Source organism: Pantoea sp. XY16 (assembly GCF_025153065.1).
In the GTDB taxonomy this organism is placed as follows: Bacteria; Pseudomonadota; Gammaproteobacteria; order Enterobacterales; family Enterobacteriaceae; genus Pantoea; species Pantoea alfalfae.
In genome coordinates this window covers 40845-56674 of sequence record NZ_JANZNP010000019.1, presented here as the reverse complement: position 1 = coordinate 56674, position 15830 = coordinate 40845, and the positions used below count along the sequence as shown (strand labels likewise).

The following is a 15830-nucleotide window of genomic DNA, read 5'->3' as shown; positions in this document are numbered from 1 at the left end:
GATTTTAATCACATAATTACGTCTTATTCATCCGGATAGCCCTCAGCGAGGCTGTGTCAGGGTCGGCGCAATGTTAAAGAGGTGGATGATTTTATTCGCTGTTGATTGTGTTAACCGACACCTGGACGCAGACGCTTTACGGCCAGGCTATAGTTACGTGATTGCGTAAATGCTTGCACGGAGAGAATAATGAAACCCAGTGACAATATGGCACAAAAACCGGCGACGGGCGGCTTTGCCCCTGCCGTGCAGCCCACCGCCTCTACCACCATTATTACCGAAAGCCCGGCCATTCACTCAGGTGAAACCTCAGTGCCCAGCCAGGGCGAAAACATGCCGGCATTTTTTGCAAAACCGCACTCAGCGGAAGGCCCATTGCCTGTGGTGCTGGTGGTGCAGGAGATCTTTGGTGTCCATGAGCACATCCGGGACATCTGCCGCCGTCTGGCGCTGGAAGGCTATCTGGCGATTGCGCCTGAGCTCTATTTCCGCGAAGGCGACCCGACTGAGTATAACGATATCCCGACGCTGTTCAGCGAGCTGGTCAGCAAAGTGCCTGACACCCAGGTGCTGGCCGATCTCGATCATGCCGCTAACTGGGCGGCACGCAACGGCGGCGATATCCGTCGCATGGGCATCACCGGTTTTTGCTGGGGTGGCCGCATCAGCTGGCTCTACGCCGCGCATAACCCACAGCTACGCGCCGCGGTTGCCTGGTATGGGCGACTGACCGGCGAGCGCACGCTGAAGCAGCAGAAGCATCCTATTGATATTGCGATCGACCTGAATGCGCCAGTATTAGGTTTGTATGGTGGCCAGGATGAGGGTATCCCGCTGGAGAGCGTCGAGCAGATGCGTCAGGCACTCCATGCCGCCAATGCAACCGCCGAGATCATCGTCTATCCCGAAGCGGGCCATGCCTTTAATGCTGACTATCGTGCAAGCTATCATGCTGAATCAGCCAATGATGGCTGGCAGCGGATGCTGGCCTGGTTCAGGCAGTATGGCGTGGCATCAAAATAAATAAACAGGGGCGCTTCGGCGCCCCTGTTTATTGCCATCCGGTCCCATTCCTACGCCGTCTCACCACGCAATTTCTTTGCCGCCGTCACCATATTGGCCAGCGCCTGACGTGTTTCCGTCCAGCCACGCGTTTTCAGACCGCAGTCCGGGTTTACCCATAGACGCGCTTCCGGAATCCGTTTCGCCGCCTTCAGCAACAGCGCCTCTATCCACGCCACGCTGGGGACATTAGGCGAGTGAATGTCATAGACGCCGGGGCCGATTTCATTCGGGTAGTCGAAGTGTTCGAACGACTCCAGTAAGTCCATGTCAGACCGTGAGGTTTCAATCGTGATCACATCAGCATCCAGCGCAGCGATGGCGTCCATAATGTCGTTGAACTCGCAGTAACACATATGCGTATGAATCTGGGTTTCATCCCGCGCCACCGCCGCATTCAGCCGGAACGCCTCCACTGCCCAGTTCAGATAGTCTGCCCACTCAGACTGATGCAGTGGCAGACCTTCACGCAGTGCAGGCTCATCGATCTGAATAATACCAATGCCTGCTTTCTCCAGGTCTTCCACTTCGTCACGCAGCGCCAGCGCGATCTGCTTTGCGATAGTTTCCCGTGGCACATCTTCACGCGGGAATGACCAGCAGAGAATCGTCACCGGGCCGGTCAGCATTCCTTTTACCGGCTTGTCAGTCAGCGACTGAGCATATCGGGCCCACTCGACGGTAATCGCCTCTGGGCGACTGACATCGCCGATGATCACAGGCGGTTTCACACAGCGGGAACCGTAGCTCTGTACCCAGCCATTCTGGGTAAAGACAAATCCCTCCAGATGCTCGCCGAAGTACTCAACCATGTCGTTACGTTCTGCTTCACCGTGAACCAGGACATCCAGTCCCAGCCGCTCCTGTTCGATGATCGCCTGTTTAATATGCTCCGCGATGCCGGTGCGGTAATGATTACTGTCGAGACGGCCCTGCTTAAAATCGAGGCGCAGGCCGCGAATTTCAGTGGTCTGTGGAAAAGAACCGATCGTCGTGGTGGGCCAGGCGGGCAGATTGAAACGCTGACGCTGCAGAAGTGCCCGCACCGGGTAGGCGCTCAGACGTTGACTGTGCTGTGGCGTAATGGCCTGAAGACGCTGGCCTACCGCGGCATTATGCACACGGCGGGAATAAGCACGGGCGCGCACCGGTGCGCTCCAGGCCTCCAGCGAGGCGGGATCATTCGTGTTGAGTGCCTGACTCAGCAGCGAGAGCTCTGTACATTTTTGCAGCGCAAAGGCGAACCAGCTTTTGACTTCATCATCCAGCCGGGTCTCGACGCCGAGATCGATCGGACTGTGCAGCAGCGAGCAGGAGGAGCCAATCCACACCTGTTCACGCGCTCTGGTCAGCGGTTGCAGGCGACTGAACCAGCGGCTCAGATCGGCACGCCAGACGTTACGTCCGTTGATCACGCCAAGCGACAGCAGCCAGCTGGCGGGCAGTTGCTGATTCAGCTGCTCAATATCATCGCGGCCATGAACCAGATCGATATGCAGGCCCTGCACCGGCAGCGCACGAATCACATCAATGTTCTGTCCGATACTGTCAAAATAGGTGGTCAGCAGCAGCTTACTGTTACCCTGCAGCGCGTCATACGTCGGCTGGAAGGCTTCGCGCCACGTCTGCGGCAGCTCCAGTGCCAGGGCGGGTTCATCAATCTGTACCCATTCGATCCCGCGCTTCGCCAGTTCTGCCAGCACCTGCTGGTAAACCGGCAGAATCCTTTCCAGCAGCGACAGACGTTCAAAGGGCTCACCTTTAACTTTACCCAGCCACAGATACGTCACCGGTCCCAGCAGCACCGGTTTGATGTTGTGGCCCAGCGCCAGCGCCTCATCCACCTCATCCAGCAGCTGAGTCCAGGTAAGTTTAAAGGTCTGGTCCTGAGTAAATTCCGGCACCATGTAGTGATAGTTGGTGTTAAACCATTTCGTCATTTCTGCCGCCGCCGCAGGCTCGCCAGTCGGCGCACGACCGCGCCCCAGACGAAACAGCGTGTCGAGATCAACGGTCCCCTCTTTGTTCTGATGACGCGTGGGTATGTTGCCCAGCAGCAGGCTGGTAGTCAGCACATGATCATACCAGGCAAAATCGCCGACCGGCAGCAGATCGACGCCCGCCTCTTTCTGTTGTTGCCAGTGTCGCGCACGCAGCTCGCGGCCCGTCTCCAGTAAGGCCTGCTGCGTGCTGTCGCCTGCCCAGTAACGCTCCAGTGCTTTTTTCAGTTCACGGCGCAGGCCAATTCGGGGAAAGCCGAGGGTATGGTTGAGGATAGTCATGTGCTGTTCTCCAGATAATCTTTCACTTTGGCTTAAATGGGCAGCCAAAGATGTTTAGCCGTCCAGATGTTTACACTGCTATACTCTGCGGGTACTGTATGTTGCTCAAGCGCAATATGTTCATTTTCGATGTGAAGGACTCTCATGATCGAACTCAAGCACCTGCGGACGCTTCAGGCTCTGCGCAATACGGGATCGCTGGCGGCGGCGGCAGCCCAGCTTCATCAGACGCAGTCGGCGTTGTCTCACCAGTTCAGCGATCTGGAGCAGCGGCTGGGATTCCGCCTGTTCGTCCGTAAAAGTCAGCCACTGCGCTTTACGCCGCAGGGCGATATTCTGCTGCAGCTGGCAGAGCAGGTGCTGCCGCAGATTCAGCAGGCGTTGCAGGCCTGCCATGAGCCGCATCAGACCACGCTGCGGGTGGCGATTGAGTGTCACAGCTGCATTCAGTGGCTGACCCCGGCGCTGGATAAATTCCGTCAGAGCTGGCCGCAGGTGGTGATGGATTTTAAATCGGGCGTGACCTTTGATCCGCAGCCTGCTCTGCAGCAGGGTGAGCTGGATGTGGTGCTGACCTCCGACATTCTGGCGCGCTCGGGCCTGTTCTACTCACCGATGTTTGATTATGAAGTACGGCTGGTACTGGCGACGGATCACCCGCTGGCCCAGGTTGAGCAGATTTCGCCGGAAGATTTAGCCGATGAAGTGCTGATGATCTATCCGGTGCAGCGTCAGCGTCTGGATATCTGGCGTCACTTCCTGCAGCCCGCTGGCGTCAGCCCGGCCCTGAAAAGTGTGGATAATACCCTGCTGATGATTCAGATGGTGTCGGCACGGATGGGGATTGCCGCACTGCCGCACTGGGTGGTAGAGAGTTTTGAGAAGCAGGGTCTGGTCGTCACGCGCACACTAGGTGATGGACTTTGGAGCCGTCTTTATGCAGCCGTACGCGAAGGAGAACAGCGTCAGCCGGTGCTGGAAGCCTTTATCCGCTTTGCCCGACAGCACGCCTGTGAGCATCTGCCGTTTGTGCGTGACGCCGCGCGGCCTGGTGCCGTGTTACAGCGGTAATCCGACGGACACAAACCTGCGCGAACGCGGGCAAAATCCCCTATAATGCGCAGCCTGTCGACTGACCATGAGAAGATCTCACCATGACTAACAATGATATTCTGCGCAGCGTGCGCTACATGCTCAACCTGAGCGATGCCAAAATGGTGGAGATTTTTGCGCTGGCACAATGTGACGTGCCGCTGGCGGATATTCAGGCGTGGCTGAAAAAAGATGACGATGCTGCGTTCCGTCCCTGCCCCGATGTGCTGATGGGTTATTTTCTGAATGGCCTGATCTTCTACCGTCGCGGCAAAAGTGAAGATGCGCCCGCGCCGTCGATTGAGCGCAAGATGACCAATAACATCTTCATGAGAAAGCTGCGTATCGCTTTTGATCTGAAAACCACCGACATTCCTGATGTACTGAAGCGCGTGAATTTTACCGTTTCACAGGCTGAGATTGGTGCGATTTTCCGCAAACCTGATCATAAGAACTACCGCGAATGCGGCGATCAGATTCTGCGTAACTTCCTGAAAGGGCTGGCGATGATTCAGCGCCCTAAGAGTGAGAAGCCTGCTTAACGTCTGTGGCTGATCGCTTCGGGTACCTGCGTGGTCAGAAGTGGCGCATCTGATCGCAAAGAAAGCCTGCATCCATGCAGCACGGCCTCTCCATCCCTGGCTCGGACGCTTTGCTCCTCAGTTGCGCCACCTCTTCCCTCAAGCTTCTTCATGGCTTTTTAATCAGCAACACCAGGCCAGCTCTGGGGAGTGAAAGCGGGTCATCGGTGGAGCGTTCGTCGCAGGGGGAAAAAGCGCCGGGGGCATTTCTGAACCATCCTGTAAGATTCCTTCGCGATCGCATACGCCAGCTCCATCGCGAATGCTCTACGTTTCAGCGACCCATCCCCTCCTTCATATTCGCTCTGAGCCCCTGGTTCTACTGCGATGATGCTGTTAAGTCTCCAGGGCTGGCGCGTCTGAAGAGCGAAGCGTCCGGGCCAGGAATGGCCCGGCCGATCCACAGGGATGTGAGATTCCTTCGCGATCGGACGCGCCAGCTCGGGATGCCGCACCCATGCAACAGCCCTGTTTATGACAGGTCACCGCGCCCCACCACCCAGCGCTTATGGACCCACAGCGAGGCAAGAATCACCAGCGCGCCCGCAATAAAGCTCGGCCAGTGTGGTTTCTCCTGCCAGATAGCCAGATTCACCAGCAGTCCGGCAGGCACGTGCATGTTATTCATAATGCCCAGCGTACCGGCATCAACCTGGGTCGCACCATAATTCCACATAAAATAGCCAAGACCGGAAGCCGCAATGCCCAGCCAGACCAGAATGCCCCACTGCAATGAGGTGGTCGGCAATTTCTGCGGATTGCCCCAGGCACACCAGGCGATCACCGCAATCAACACCGCCCCCAGGTAGAACCAGGAGAAGGCCGTGTGCTGCGGCATCGGGCGGGTCTCCTGCAGACGCTTATAGCCCACCATTCCCGCCGCAAAGCAGATGTTTGCCAGTTGCACTAACAGCAAACCAAACCAGAAATGATCGCTGACTTTGTCATAGCGAATAATGGCCGCACCTGCCACCGCCAGCAGTGCACTGAAGATATAGCCGATGCGCAGTGGACGACGGCTGATCAGATCGTAAATCAGCGTCACATAAAGCGGCGTCATCACCGTAAACAGCAGGAATTCTGACACGCTAAGGTAGAGATAGGCTTCGAAGCTCAGCAGATACATCACCCCCAGTTGCAGCATCCCCACCAGCATATAAAGCAGCAGCGTTGAAAGGCGATGACCACGCCAGCGCAGGAAAGGCAAAAACACCAGCGCAGCCAGCGCCAGCCGCATCAGCACAGAGAACCAGCTATCCACCTGGCCAGCGAGATATTCGCCAATCAGGCTGAACGAAAATGCCCACAGAATGGTGGTAATAATCAATAAAAACACGGCGACGACCCCGAAATTAACAGGCCGTCAGTGTAAACAATGTGCCGCCGTCAGGCTGTGAAATCTGGTTGACATCTGATTATAAACCAGGCAATTAAAAAGCCTCCCGGACAGCCTGCTTACACTTCCTGACATAAAAGTCGAAAGAATAGGTTTTCAGCCACATAAAATGCGCGAAATGATCCATCAGATGATCGCTTCCGCTCCTCATTGTAATAAAACTGTAACAAATGTGTCATTCATCACAGTAACGTTGCGCAACTAACACTATTCTTTGCGCGAAATGGAACATTATGCATCCATTTTGTTCTGCACTTTCCTGCTCCAACCTGCCGGGAATTAAAAACCATAATGTGCCCTGGAGGGCCTCACTGATGCTGAGCATTTTTAAACCTGCACCACGTCAGCCTCAGGTGGCGGAGGATCACGTTGATCCGCTCTACCGTCGTCTGCGCTGGCAAATTTTCATCGGGATCTTCTTTGGTTACGCCGCCTACTATCTGGTCAGAAAAAACTTCGCACTCGCCATGCCCTATCTGGTGGAGCAGGGTTTTTCACGTGGCGATCTCGGTTTTGCCCTGTCCGGCATCTCCATTGCCTACGGCTTTTCAAAATTCATCATGGGATCGGTCTCTGACCGCTCAAACCCGCGCGTCTTCTTACCGGCAGGCCTGATTCTCGCCGCAGCTGTGATGCTGATCATGGGATTCGTCCCCTGGGCGACCTCCAGCATCATGGTGATGTTTGTGCTGCTGTTTATCTGCGGCTGGTTCCAGGGCATGGGCTGGCCTCCGTGTGGACGAACCATGGTTCACTGGTGGTCGCAGAAGGAGCGAGGAAGGATTGTCTCGGTCTGGAACTGTGCGCATAACGTGGGCGGCGGTATTCCGCCTCTGCTGTTCCTGCTCGGTATGGCGTGGTTCAACGACTGGAAAGCGGCACTTTACATGCCCGCGTTTGGCGCGATTGCCATTGCGATTCTGGCCTTTGCGCTAATGCGCGACACGCCGCAATCCTGTGGTCTGCCACCGATTGAAGAGTACAAAAACGACTATCCGCCCGACTACGATGCCAGTCACGAAGAGGAGCTGACGGCAAAACAGATCTTCATGAAGTATGTGCTGCCGAACAAGCTGCTGTGGTACATCGCGCTGGCCAACGTGTTTGTCTATCTGCTGCGCTACGGCATCCTCGACTGGTCACCAACCTACCTGCGCGAAGTCAAACATTTCACGCTGGATAAGTCGTCGTGGGCCTACTTCCTCTATGAATATGCGGGGATTCCGGGAACGCTGCTGTGTGGCTGGATGTCGGACAAAGTGTTTCGCGGTAATCGCGGTGCGACCGGGGTGTTCTTTATGACGCTGGTGACCATCGCGACCGTGATCTACTGGCTCAACCCCGCGGGCAATCCTGGCGTCGACATGGCCTGCATGATCGTGATTGGCTTCCTGATCTACGGTCCGGTGATGCTGATTGGTCTGCATGCGCTGGAACTGGCACCGAAAAAAGCGGCGGGGACAGCGGCGGGCTTCACCGGCCTGTTCGGCTATCTCGGCGGTTCGGTCGCGGCCAGCGCCATTGTCGGTTACACCGTCGATTACTTCGGCTGGGATGGCGGCTTCATGGTGATGATTGCGGGCTGTGTGCTGGCGGTTATTCTGCTGTTACTGACCATGGTCAGCGAACACAAACACAAAAAGACCCCTGCCTGACGGCAATAAAAAAGGGCCGGATACCGGCCCTTTTTACGCTAACGGCTTAAGCCAGATAGAGCGTGCGCAACGTCTGCGGCACCGCATCATCAGCATTTGAACCGATCACATCCAGCTCCGGCAGCGTATCTTTCAACCGTTGATGGGCGTTCTGCATGATATAGCCCTTACCTGCCATGCTCAGCATCTCCACATCATTCATACCGTCGCCGAAGGCAATGCAGCTTTCCAGTGAATGGCCCAGCGTTTTCGCAACCGCTTCCAGCGCATGGCCTTTCGACACGCCGCCCGCCATGACTTCCAGACAGGTTGGCAGCGAGAAACTGACGTTAACCCGATCGCCCCAGCGCGCTTCAATTGCCTGCTCCATGGGGATCAGATGCTCAGGGTTTTCGCAGGTGAAAAAGACCTTGCTGATGTTGCTGGTTGGCAGCAGACCTGGCTCGTAGACCTGATAGTTGAACACGGACTCGCGGAAATAGTCCTGCTCAGCCGGACTTGAACGGCTGACAAACCACTCATCGTCGCGGTAAACGTGGGTCAGAATATCGCTGTGATGATATTGCAGGCCAAACAGGTCGCTGGCGATATCCTCATCCAGATTATGACTGAACACCAGCTCGCCCTCTGCATTGTGCACGCGCGCACCGTTTGAGGTAATCATATAGGCCGGAATCGCCAGGCTGTCGCGCATCTGTCCGACATCGATATGATGACGACCGGTGGCGAAGACAAAGTGAATATCCTTAGCGACCAGCTGCTGCAGCGTTTCACGTGCAAAAGGGGTCAGGCGATGTTCGGGAGAAAGCAGCGTGCCATCCAGATCGGATGCAACGATGTGATACATGAAAACCTCGGGTATCTGGTTCTGCCGGTTTTTACCGGTCGGATAAATAACGTCAGTGATGCGATGAAAAAAAGTCGACCACTGCATTGAGTGCTTCGGCACGCATCTCATCTTTTTCAAACAGGATCTCGTGACGCGCGCCGTCGATCACCCGTGGTTTATTACCTTCACACGGATAACCCGCAGCAGCCATCGCGGCACAAAACAGGTCCTGCGAACGATTGTCGACCACCCGATCATCGCTGGCCTGTAACAACAGCAGCGGCGTCGTGATCTTATCAACCTGACTGATGATGTTGCGCCCCGCATGGATGCCTTCACGTACCCAATGGTAGGTCGGCCCACCCACACGAATCGCCGGATCGTCCGCATAAAAACGCAGGTTACGCCGGTAACGCTCGGCGCTATGGGTCAGCCGGTTAATGCCAAACGGATGCGCGCGCCAGCGTCCGGTACCGAGCGCATAGCCATCACGTAAGGCTGGACGTTTCTCCGCCCAGTCCAGGATCCGATGGGCCAGAAAAGAGGGCAGCGGTAAAGCGATGCCAAACATGGGTGCCACCAGCGCCACTGCATGAAATGCCTGCGGCTGACGCGCCAGAAACAGCGTTAAAATTGCGCCACCCATTGAGTGAGCCAGCGCATATCGCTGCTGGTAGTGACCGCTGACAATCTCTTTCAGATAGAGCGTTTCAAGATCGTCCACGTAATGCGTAAATTCCGCCACGTGACCACGGTGTGAATCTTCCAGCAGGCGATCGGAACGCCCCTGACCGCGATGATCGAGGATCACCACATCAAATCCGCAGTGAAACAGATCGTACGCCAGCTCAGGATATTTTATGTAACTCTCGATGCGTCCCGGCACAATCAGGATCACACGCTTATGTTGCGGCGATGTGAAGCGGACATAGCGCAGTGTCAGATTACCCACGCCGGTAAACTCTAGCTCCTCACGACTGTGCCAGAAATCGAGCAGCGGCCCGGTGGCGAAGGCAGCAAAGGCTTTTTCTCGTCGCAGCCAACTGGCTTTGTGTTGATTCATTCGCCCTCCTGATGACCGGATACAGAGTCCTGAATGCCCTGCGCATGCCATAGCGCCGCGCTTATTTCTGGCGTATTGTGTCACAAATCCGCGACTAAAGAGAGCCTGACCCATGACCATCGAATGGTGGCTGACCTACCTGCTTACCACCACAATTCTCAGCCTGTCGCCCGGTTCCGGCGCAATCAATACCATGAGTACCGGTATCAGCCATGGCTATCGCGGCACGGTAGCCTCGATCACGGGTTTGCAGGTTGGCCTGGCGCTGCACATCGTGCTGGTCGGCATCGGACTGGGTGCGCTGTTTTCTCAGTCGCTGCTGGCGTTTGAAATCCTGAAGTGGGCCGGTGCGGCCTATCTGGTCTGGCTGGGTATTCAGCAGTGGCGCTCAGCGGGTGGCATCGATCTTGATGCGGTCGCCAAAGCGATGCCGCGTCGTCGCCTGTTCAAACGCGCCGTGCTGGTTAACCTGACCAACCCGAAAAGCATCGTCTTTCTGGCTGCCCTGTTCCCGCAGTTTATCCAGCCACATCAGCCGCTGTTTATGCAGTATCTGGTGCTGGGTGTGACCACGGTGGTGGTCGATATCATCGTAATGATTGGCTACGCAACGCTGGCCACACACATTGCTGGCTGGATTAAAGGGCCAAAGCAGATGAAGTTAATGAACCGCATTTTTGGTGGACTGTTTATGGCGGTGGGCGCACTGCTGGCCAGCGCCAGAAAAATCGCTTAACACTTTTCGCGCCGACACACTGAGGTCGGCGCGAACACTCCCTGTTTAACCCCTTCTTCCCGGGCACCATTAAGGCGCAGTCAGCGGCACCGCACGTAATACAATGATGCCCGACTTCGACTGCATATATTCCCTGAACGGCACATCGACAACTTTGCGATTAGCGGCCAGTGATGAAGCGTTCCTGAACCACCATTTCCCATCATGCCGGACGGCAATCCCGGCATGCGAGACATCCAGCCCCTGAGCGGGCGTGTAAACCCCAATGTAATCGCCAGTCTGGATCTGCTTCAGCACCTTTGGTGTGATTGCCCGGGCCGGAATATAGGTAATGCGGCGAGGAATCACACCCAGACCGGGCAGCCTTTCTTTTCCGCTGGCCTGACGATTCAGTTGCTTCACTACCGTTACCGCATTCGGACTAAGGGTGCCGGTTACGTCATCGGCATTGCGTGGGCTAACGGCAGACCAGTCGGTAAAAAAGTGGCGACGCTGCAGGTAGCTGACCTCACCGCCAGCGTAGCGGGTCCGAATCAGGCTGGCCTCAAAGCTGGCGCGGTCGTGGCTGCGGCTTAGCGCCTGGACGTAATCAAGCAGTGTAAAGCAATCCACACCGTTGAAATTGATCACCAGCGCTTCCGGCGTATCGGGCGATCCGATCAGCGTATCGGCCTGGTAGGGCGTACCGAGAAACGCGGCGGAAATCTGGCTAATCCTCTCGCCCTGCGGCTGCTCTGACGCCGGAGGTATCTGCGCCAGAATAGCCGGGACACTCTCTACTTTCGCCGGATCAGGGGCACGGTAATGGGCAGCATCAGGCGAGGCGCAGGCGCTGATACAGGCGGTGATGAAAAACAGCAACAGGGATTTTACTCGCATCATCATCTCCATGAAAAAATAGTCCGTTGGTACGACCATACCGGAGGTGATGGTTTCATTAATTAACGAATGGTGACTATTTATCTGCAGTTGCAACAGAGAGGCATCATCGGGTGCAGATTGTGACAGTCGTCACGCAGATGACGTTCAGAGGGAGCGGCAGGAGGTGGAATGACTGCCGGATGCGCAGCGCGCCCTCCGGCATAAGGGCTTAACGCGAAATAATCAGGTGGATACCAAAACCGGCGAACAGCACGCCAGCCATACCATCCACCCACTTCGCCAGCCGCTGATACTTCGCGCGGATCCATGGCAGCGCAAAGATAGCCGCCACCAGGGTAAACCAGGCAAAGGTTTCACCGACAATCAGCAGGAACAGACCCCAGCGCTCTGCTGAGCCGACATCATCACCCACAAATAGCGAGAAGACGCTGCCGAAGTAGATAATCGCTTTAGGATTCGACAGGTTGGTCAGCAGGCCCTTGAGAAAGCTCATGCCGCGTTTCGGCAGCTCTACCACCGGCTCATCCTGCTGCGGCTGCCTATGACGCTGACGCGCCGAGCGCATCAGTTGCCAGCCCATCCAGAGCAGATAGAGGCCACCGCCAACCATAATAATCTGATGCAGCCACGCCATTTTTTCCAGTATCAGATGCAGGCCCATCAGCGCCACGCCTGCCCAGACCACAATACCCAGGGTAATGCCCAGCACACCCATCATCGCCTCCTTGCGCGATCGGCTGGCGGCGGTCTGTGAGACAAAAAAGAAGTCGGGGCCGGGGCTCATCAGCGCCACCAGATGTACCAGCGCCACGGTTGCGAATAACATCAGCATGATTAGTGTCCTTTACTCTTCATCATCAAGATGCTCTTTGATCATCACCAGGAAGGGTTTGCCAAAGCGCTCCAGTTTGCGGTGACCCACGCCGTTGACGCTAAGCATCTCGGACGCGCTGACCGGCATCTGTTCTGCCATCTCTATCAGTGTGGCGTCATTGAACACCACGTAAGGCGGAATATTCTCTTCATCGGCGATTGCTTTTCGCAGCTTACGCAGTTTGGCGAACAGTTTGCGATCGTAGTTACCACCGTGAAACTTCGCCGGACCGCTGCTCTTTGTTTTCGCGGTAATTAAACGCGGCACCGCCAGCATCAGTGGCACTTCACCGCGCAGGACCGGTCGTGCTGCTTCGGTCAGTTGCAAAGCCGAATGCATAGCGATGTTCTGCGTTACCAGCCCCAGATGGATTAACTGACGTAACACGCTGACCCAGTGTTCGTGGCTCTGATCTTTGCCCAGTCCATAGACCGGCAGCTTGTCATGGCCCTGCTCACGGATACGCTGGTTGTTGGACCCGCGTAGCACCTCAACGATATAGCCCATGCCGAACCGCTGGCCCACGCGATAGATGCCGGAAAGCGCTTTTTGCGCTTCAACCAGGCCGTCATACCGTTTTGGCGGATCAAGGCAGATATCGCAGTTGTCACACGGCTGCTGGCGACCCTCGCCAAAGTAATTCAGCAGCACCAGGCGGCGGCAGGTCTGCGCTTCAGCAAACGCGCCCATCGCGTTGAGCTTGTGGCGCTCAATATCCTGCAGCGGCCCGGGCACTTTTTCTTCCAGGCATTTACGCAGCCAGGCCATATCGGCCGGGTCGTAAAGCATCATCGCTTCGGCGGGCAGACCATCACGTCCGGCTCGTCCGGTTTCCTGATAATAGGATTCGATGTTGCGCGGAATATCAAAGTGGACCACAAAACGGACGTTGGGCTTGTTGATGCCCATGCCAAAAGCCACAGTTGCCACTACGATTTGCAGATCGTCACGCTGGAACGCTTCCTGCACGCGGGCACGCTGTTCGCTGTCGATTCCGGCATGATACGCCCCGACGCTGAATCCACGGCTTTGCAGTCGCGCGGCGGTGTCTTCCACCTTCGCCCGACTGTTGCAGTAGATAATGCCGCATTTGCCGCGCTGATCCTGAACGTAGCGCAGCAGCTGATCGGTGGGTTTGAATTTTTCCACCAGCGTGTAGCGAATATTGGGGCGGTCAAAGCTGCTGATCTGAATCAGCGGATCCTGCATGTGCAGCAGATTAACGATGTCGTTGCGGGTGGTTTCGTCCGCCGTCGCCGTCAATGCCATGACCGGTAATTCCGGGAAGCGCTGACGCATCTTCCCGAGTGCACCATATTCCGGACGGAAATCGTGGCCCCACTGTGAAATACAGTGCGCCTCATCCACCGCCAGCATCGCCGGTTGCCAGTGCGCCAGACTGTCCAGGAAGTTATCCATCATCAGGCGTTCAGGGGCGATGTAGAGCAGCTTAACCCGGCCGGTACGACAGTCAGCCATCACCGTCTGCTGCTGCTCGCGCGTCATGGTGGAGTTGAGATAGGCTGCCGCCACGCCGTTCGCCAGCAACTGATCGACCTGATCTTTCATCAGTGAGATCAGCGGCGACACCACCAGTGTCAGCCCTTCGCGCACCAGCGCCGGAATCTGATAACAGAGCGATTTACCGCCGCCAGTGGGCATCACCACCAGACAGTCGCGCCCGCTCAGCGCCTGATTAATGATCGTCTGCTGACCGGGACGAAACTGCTGGTAGCCGAAGGTGTCCTGCAATACCTGCTGCGCCAGCGTTTCCTGATTAAGAACTGCCGAGGTTGCCACGCGATTCCTGTCTTACGTTAGGGATTAGAACAAGTCGTTAAGCGTTACACCCACACCCAGACGTGTCTGGCGATGGTTGTAATCGATCAGTGATTCACCGTAGCCGCTAAACACCTGAGTATAGAAGCGGACGTGTTCACTGATAGGGTAGCTCCAGCCCATTGTCGCGCCGCCATAACCGCTGTTCCAGTTATAGTTGCCCTCTACGCTGAAGATACTGTCGCCGAACTTATAGCCCAGCCGGGTGCGGTAGTAACCCATATATTTGGTGATGTCGGGATTATCATCGCTGCTCGCCCCTTCAGGGATACGATACCAGGGTTTGATTTCCGCCAGGAAGTTACCGTTCTCCGCCATCAGACGCGCATAGACACGGTTCCAGCTGCGTGAAGTCGGGTCACTTCGTCCATTAGATTGGTGATTCAGACCCAGTTCGACATCACGCAGCGTCCAGCCACCCAGCGAGTAGTCGGTCGCCCAGCCCAGAAAAATCTGCGGCTCATAGTTGGTCTCACGGAAAGGTGATGACTCAGCACTATTTGACAGCTGCCACCAGGAACGCTGGGTGTAAGAGGCTGCCAGCACCGAGTTGTCGCCCAGAATACCGCGCCACAGCGGAAACGCCAGGCTGAGCTGGAATTTCACTTCATCTTTGCGAGCGTTTTCACCCCAGTTATAGGAGGAGATCGCCTCTTTATTGAGGTCGCTGGTATAGGTGTAGAGCAGATAGTTGTTCTCGTAAGGATAGAGAACAAACGGGTTATCATGCTTCTCCAGCAGGTTAGCAATAATGCTGCCCTGAACCTGTGGCGCGTCATGAACCTCTTTAATCCGGGCTTCATCCGCCTGCGCCAGCGCAGGAAATATCAACATTGCCGCCAGCAAGGCGCGATGCTTACGCATAAAATTCTCCGGTGAACAGCTGCGTATCAGAATAACTGAAAGGGTGTTGTAAAAAGCAGGCCATTCTACACGCAAATGGCAGCGAGCATGAGTGCTGTTTTCTTAAACTGGAAACACCCTCGCAGGCGGCATAGAATACACAACTCATTCATGTTCCGCGCCCCTCTGGCCCGATTTTTTCAGGACACATCATCATGTCATCACCCGTGCTGACACCGCAGGACGCTCGCCAGCTGGTCGGCGAAATTTTTGTTTATCACATGCCATTTAATCAGGCGTTAGGCCTGGAGCTGATGCGCCTTGACGCAGACTACGCAGAGATCAGCTTCAATAACAAAACCATGCTGGTGGGCAACCAGGCCCAGCAGATTCTGCATGGTGGTGTTATTGCGTCGGTACTCGATGTGGCAGCGGGGATGGTCTGCGTCAGCAATGCGTTAACCCGTCAGGAGAGCATCAGCGAAGCGGATCTGCGCCAGCGTTTGTCACGTATGGGCACCATCGATATGCGCGTTGACTATCTGCGTCCCGGACGCGGCGAACGCTTCACCGCCACCAGCAGCCTGCTGCGTGCCGGTAACAAAGTCGCCGTGGCACGCGTGGAACTGCATAATCAACAGGGCGATTACATCGCCACGGCTACCGCCACCTATCTTATCGGCTAACTATGCCACT

The 15830-nt window shown here is 56.0% G+C and carries 14 protein-coding genes; 6 read left to right on the top strand and 8 right to left on the bottom strand.

The annotated features are described in order from the left end of the window. Positions 1 to 189: 189 nt before the first annotated feature. Positions 190 to 1023, top strand: a complete 834-nt coding sequence (locus N1689_RS21355; protein ID WP_161733925.1) for a dienelactone hydrolase family protein — start codon at positions 190 to 192, stop codon at positions 1021 to 1023. A gap of 50 nt (positions 1024 to 1073) precedes the next feature. On the opposite strand, the gene metE is transcribed toward N1689_RS21355, so the two are convergent. After that, on the bottom strand, positions 1074 to 3344 hold the full coding sequence (gene metE, locus N1689_RS21350) for a 5-methyltetrahydropteroyltriglutamate--homocysteine S-methyltransferase (protein WP_222924748.1): 2271 nt from the start codon (positions 3342 to 3344) through the stop codon (positions 1074 to 1076). Positions 3345 to 3488: 144 nt separating this feature from the next. Here metE and metR point away from each other — a divergent pair, with 144 nt between their 5' ends. Beyond that, positions 3489 to 4415 (top strand): HTH-type transcriptional regulator MetR, encoded by a 927-nt coding sequence (gene metR / locus N1689_RS21345; protein WP_161733921.1) that lies wholly within the window; start codon positions 3489 to 3491, stop codon positions 4413 to 4415. 83 nt (positions 4416 to 4498) lie between these two features. After that, positions 4499 to 4978, top strand: a complete 480-nt coding sequence (locus tag N1689_RS21340; protein ID WP_010257278.1) for a DUF1456 family protein — start codon at positions 4499 to 4501, stop codon at positions 4976 to 4978. 511 nt (positions 4979 to 5489) lie between these two features. Here N1689_RS21340 and N1689_RS21335 read toward each other — a convergent pair. Continuing rightward, positions 5490 to 6353 carry a carboxylate/amino acid/amine transporter gene (locus N1689_RS21335; RefSeq protein ID WP_161733919.1) on the bottom strand — a complete coding sequence of 288 codons (864 nt, stop codon included), beginning with the start codon at positions 6351 to 6353 and terminating at the stop codon, positions 5490 to 5492. A 374-nt stretch (positions 6354 to 6727) separates the two neighbouring features. Here N1689_RS21335 and glpT point away from each other — a divergent pair, with 374 nt between their 5' ends. Then, positions 6728 to 8068 (top strand): glycerol-3-phosphate transporter, encoded by a 1341-nt coding sequence (gene glpT / locus N1689_RS21330; RefSeq protein WP_222924750.1) that lies wholly within the window; start codon positions 6728 to 6730, stop codon positions 8066 to 8068. A 46-nt stretch (positions 8069 to 8114) separates the two neighbouring features. Here the strand turns inward: glpT and yigL are convergent, their stop codons facing one another. After that, positions 8115 to 8915, bottom strand: a complete 801-nt coding sequence (gene yigL / locus N1689_RS21325; RefSeq protein ID WP_033784698.1) for a sugar/pyridoxal phosphate phosphatase YigL — start codon at positions 8913 to 8915, stop codon at positions 8115 to 8117. 52 nt (positions 8916 to 8967) lie between these two features. Beyond that, complete coding sequence (gene pldB / locus N1689_RS21320) at positions 8968 to 9960, bottom strand: lysophospholipase L2 (protein WP_253420678.1); 993 nt, start codon at positions 9958 to 9960, stop codon at positions 8968 to 8970. A 112-nt stretch (positions 9961 to 10072) separates the two neighbouring features. On the opposite strand from pldB, the gene rhtB reads away from it, so the two are divergent. Continuing rightward, on the top strand, positions 10073 to 10696 hold the full coding sequence (rhtB, locus tag N1689_RS21315; RefSeq protein ID WP_161733913.1) for a homoserine/homoserine lactone efflux protein: 624 nt from the start codon (positions 10073 to 10075) through the stop codon (positions 10694 to 10696). Positions 10697 to 10765: 69 nt separating this feature from the next. Here rhtB and N1689_RS21310 read toward each other — a convergent pair whose 3' ends face one another. The 4 genes from N1689_RS21310 to pldA form a co-directional block, all read right to left on the bottom strand. Further along, positions 10766 to 11575, bottom strand: coding sequence for a DUF1460 domain-containing protein (locus N1689_RS21310; RefSeq protein ID WP_161733959.1), 810 nt, complete (start codon positions 11573 to 11575; stop codon positions 10766 to 10768). Positions 11576 to 11786: 211 nt separating this feature from the next. Beyond that, positions 11787 to 12410 carry a threonine export protein RhtC gene (gene rhtC / locus N1689_RS21305; protein ID WP_150013235.1) on the bottom strand — a complete coding sequence of 208 codons (624 nt, stop codon included), beginning with the start codon at positions 12408 to 12410 and terminating at the stop codon, positions 11787 to 11789. Positions 12411 to 12422: 12 nt separating this feature from the next. Continuing rightward, entirely contained in the window at positions 12423 to 14252 is a 1830-nt protein-coding gene (gene recQ / locus N1689_RS21300; protein WP_161733911.1) for an ATP-dependent DNA helicase RecQ, read from the bottom strand. Positions 14253 to 14276: 24 nt separating this feature from the next. Beyond that, positions 14277 to 15155: a phospholipase A gene (gene pldA / locus N1689_RS21295; protein WP_061061281.1), complete on the bottom strand. Its 879-nt coding sequence runs from the start codon at positions 15153 to 15155 to the stop codon at positions 14277 to 14279. A gap of 194 nt (positions 15156 to 15349) precedes the next feature. Here pldA and N1689_RS21290 point away from each other — a divergent pair, with 194 nt between their 5' ends. After that, the gene (locus N1689_RS21290) at positions 15350 to 15820 is read left to right on the top strand and encodes a thioesterase family protein (RefSeq protein WP_013359695.1); all 471 of its coding nucleotides are present in this window, start codon (positions 15350 to 15352) and stop codon (positions 15818 to 15820) included. The last annotated feature ends 10 nt before the right edge of the window (positions 15821 to 15830 follow it).

Coding starts and splice junctions, on each gene's coding strand:
- N1689_RS21355 (WP_161733925.1), top strand. CDS start 190: ATGAAACCCAGTGACAATATGGCACAAAAACCGGCGACGGGCGGCTTT.
- metE (WP_222924748.1), bottom strand. CDS start 3,344: ATGACTATCCTCAACCATACCCTCGGCTTTCCCCGAATTGGCCTGCGC.
- metR (WP_161733921.1), top strand. CDS start 3,489: ATGATCGAACTCAAGCACCTGCGGACGCTTCAGGCTCTGCGCAATACG.
- N1689_RS21340 (WP_010257278.1), top strand. CDS start 4,499: ATGACTAACAATGATATTCTGCGCAGCGTGCGCTACATGCTCAACCTG.
- glpT (WP_222924750.1), top strand. CDS start 6,728: ATGCTGAGCATTTTTAAACCTGCACCACGTCAGCCTCAGGTGGCGGAG.
- yigL (WP_033784698.1), bottom strand. CDS start 8,915: ATGTATCACATCGTTGCATCCGATCTGGATGGCACGCTGCTTTCTCCC.
- pldB (WP_253420678.1), bottom strand. CDS start 9,960: ATGAATCAACACAAAGCCAGTTGGCTGCGACGAGAAAAAGCCTTTGCT.
- rhtB (WP_161733913.1), top strand. CDS start 10,073: ATGACCATCGAATGGTGGCTGACCTACCTGCTTACCACCACAATTCTC.
- N1689_RS21310 (WP_161733959.1), bottom strand. CDS start 11,575: ATGCGAGTAAAATCCCTGTTGCTGTTTTTCATCACCGCCTGTATCAGC.
- rhtC (WP_150013235.1), bottom strand. CDS start 12,410: ATGCTGATGTTATTCGCAACCGTGGCGCTGGTACATCTGGTGGCGCTG.
- pldA (WP_061061281.1), bottom strand. CDS start 15,155: ATGCGTAAGCATCGCGCCTTGCTGGCGGCAATGTTGATATTTCCTGCG.
- N1689_RS21290 (WP_013359695.1), top strand. CDS start 15,350: ATGTCATCACCCGTGCTGACACCGCAGGACGCTCGCCAGCTGGTCGGC.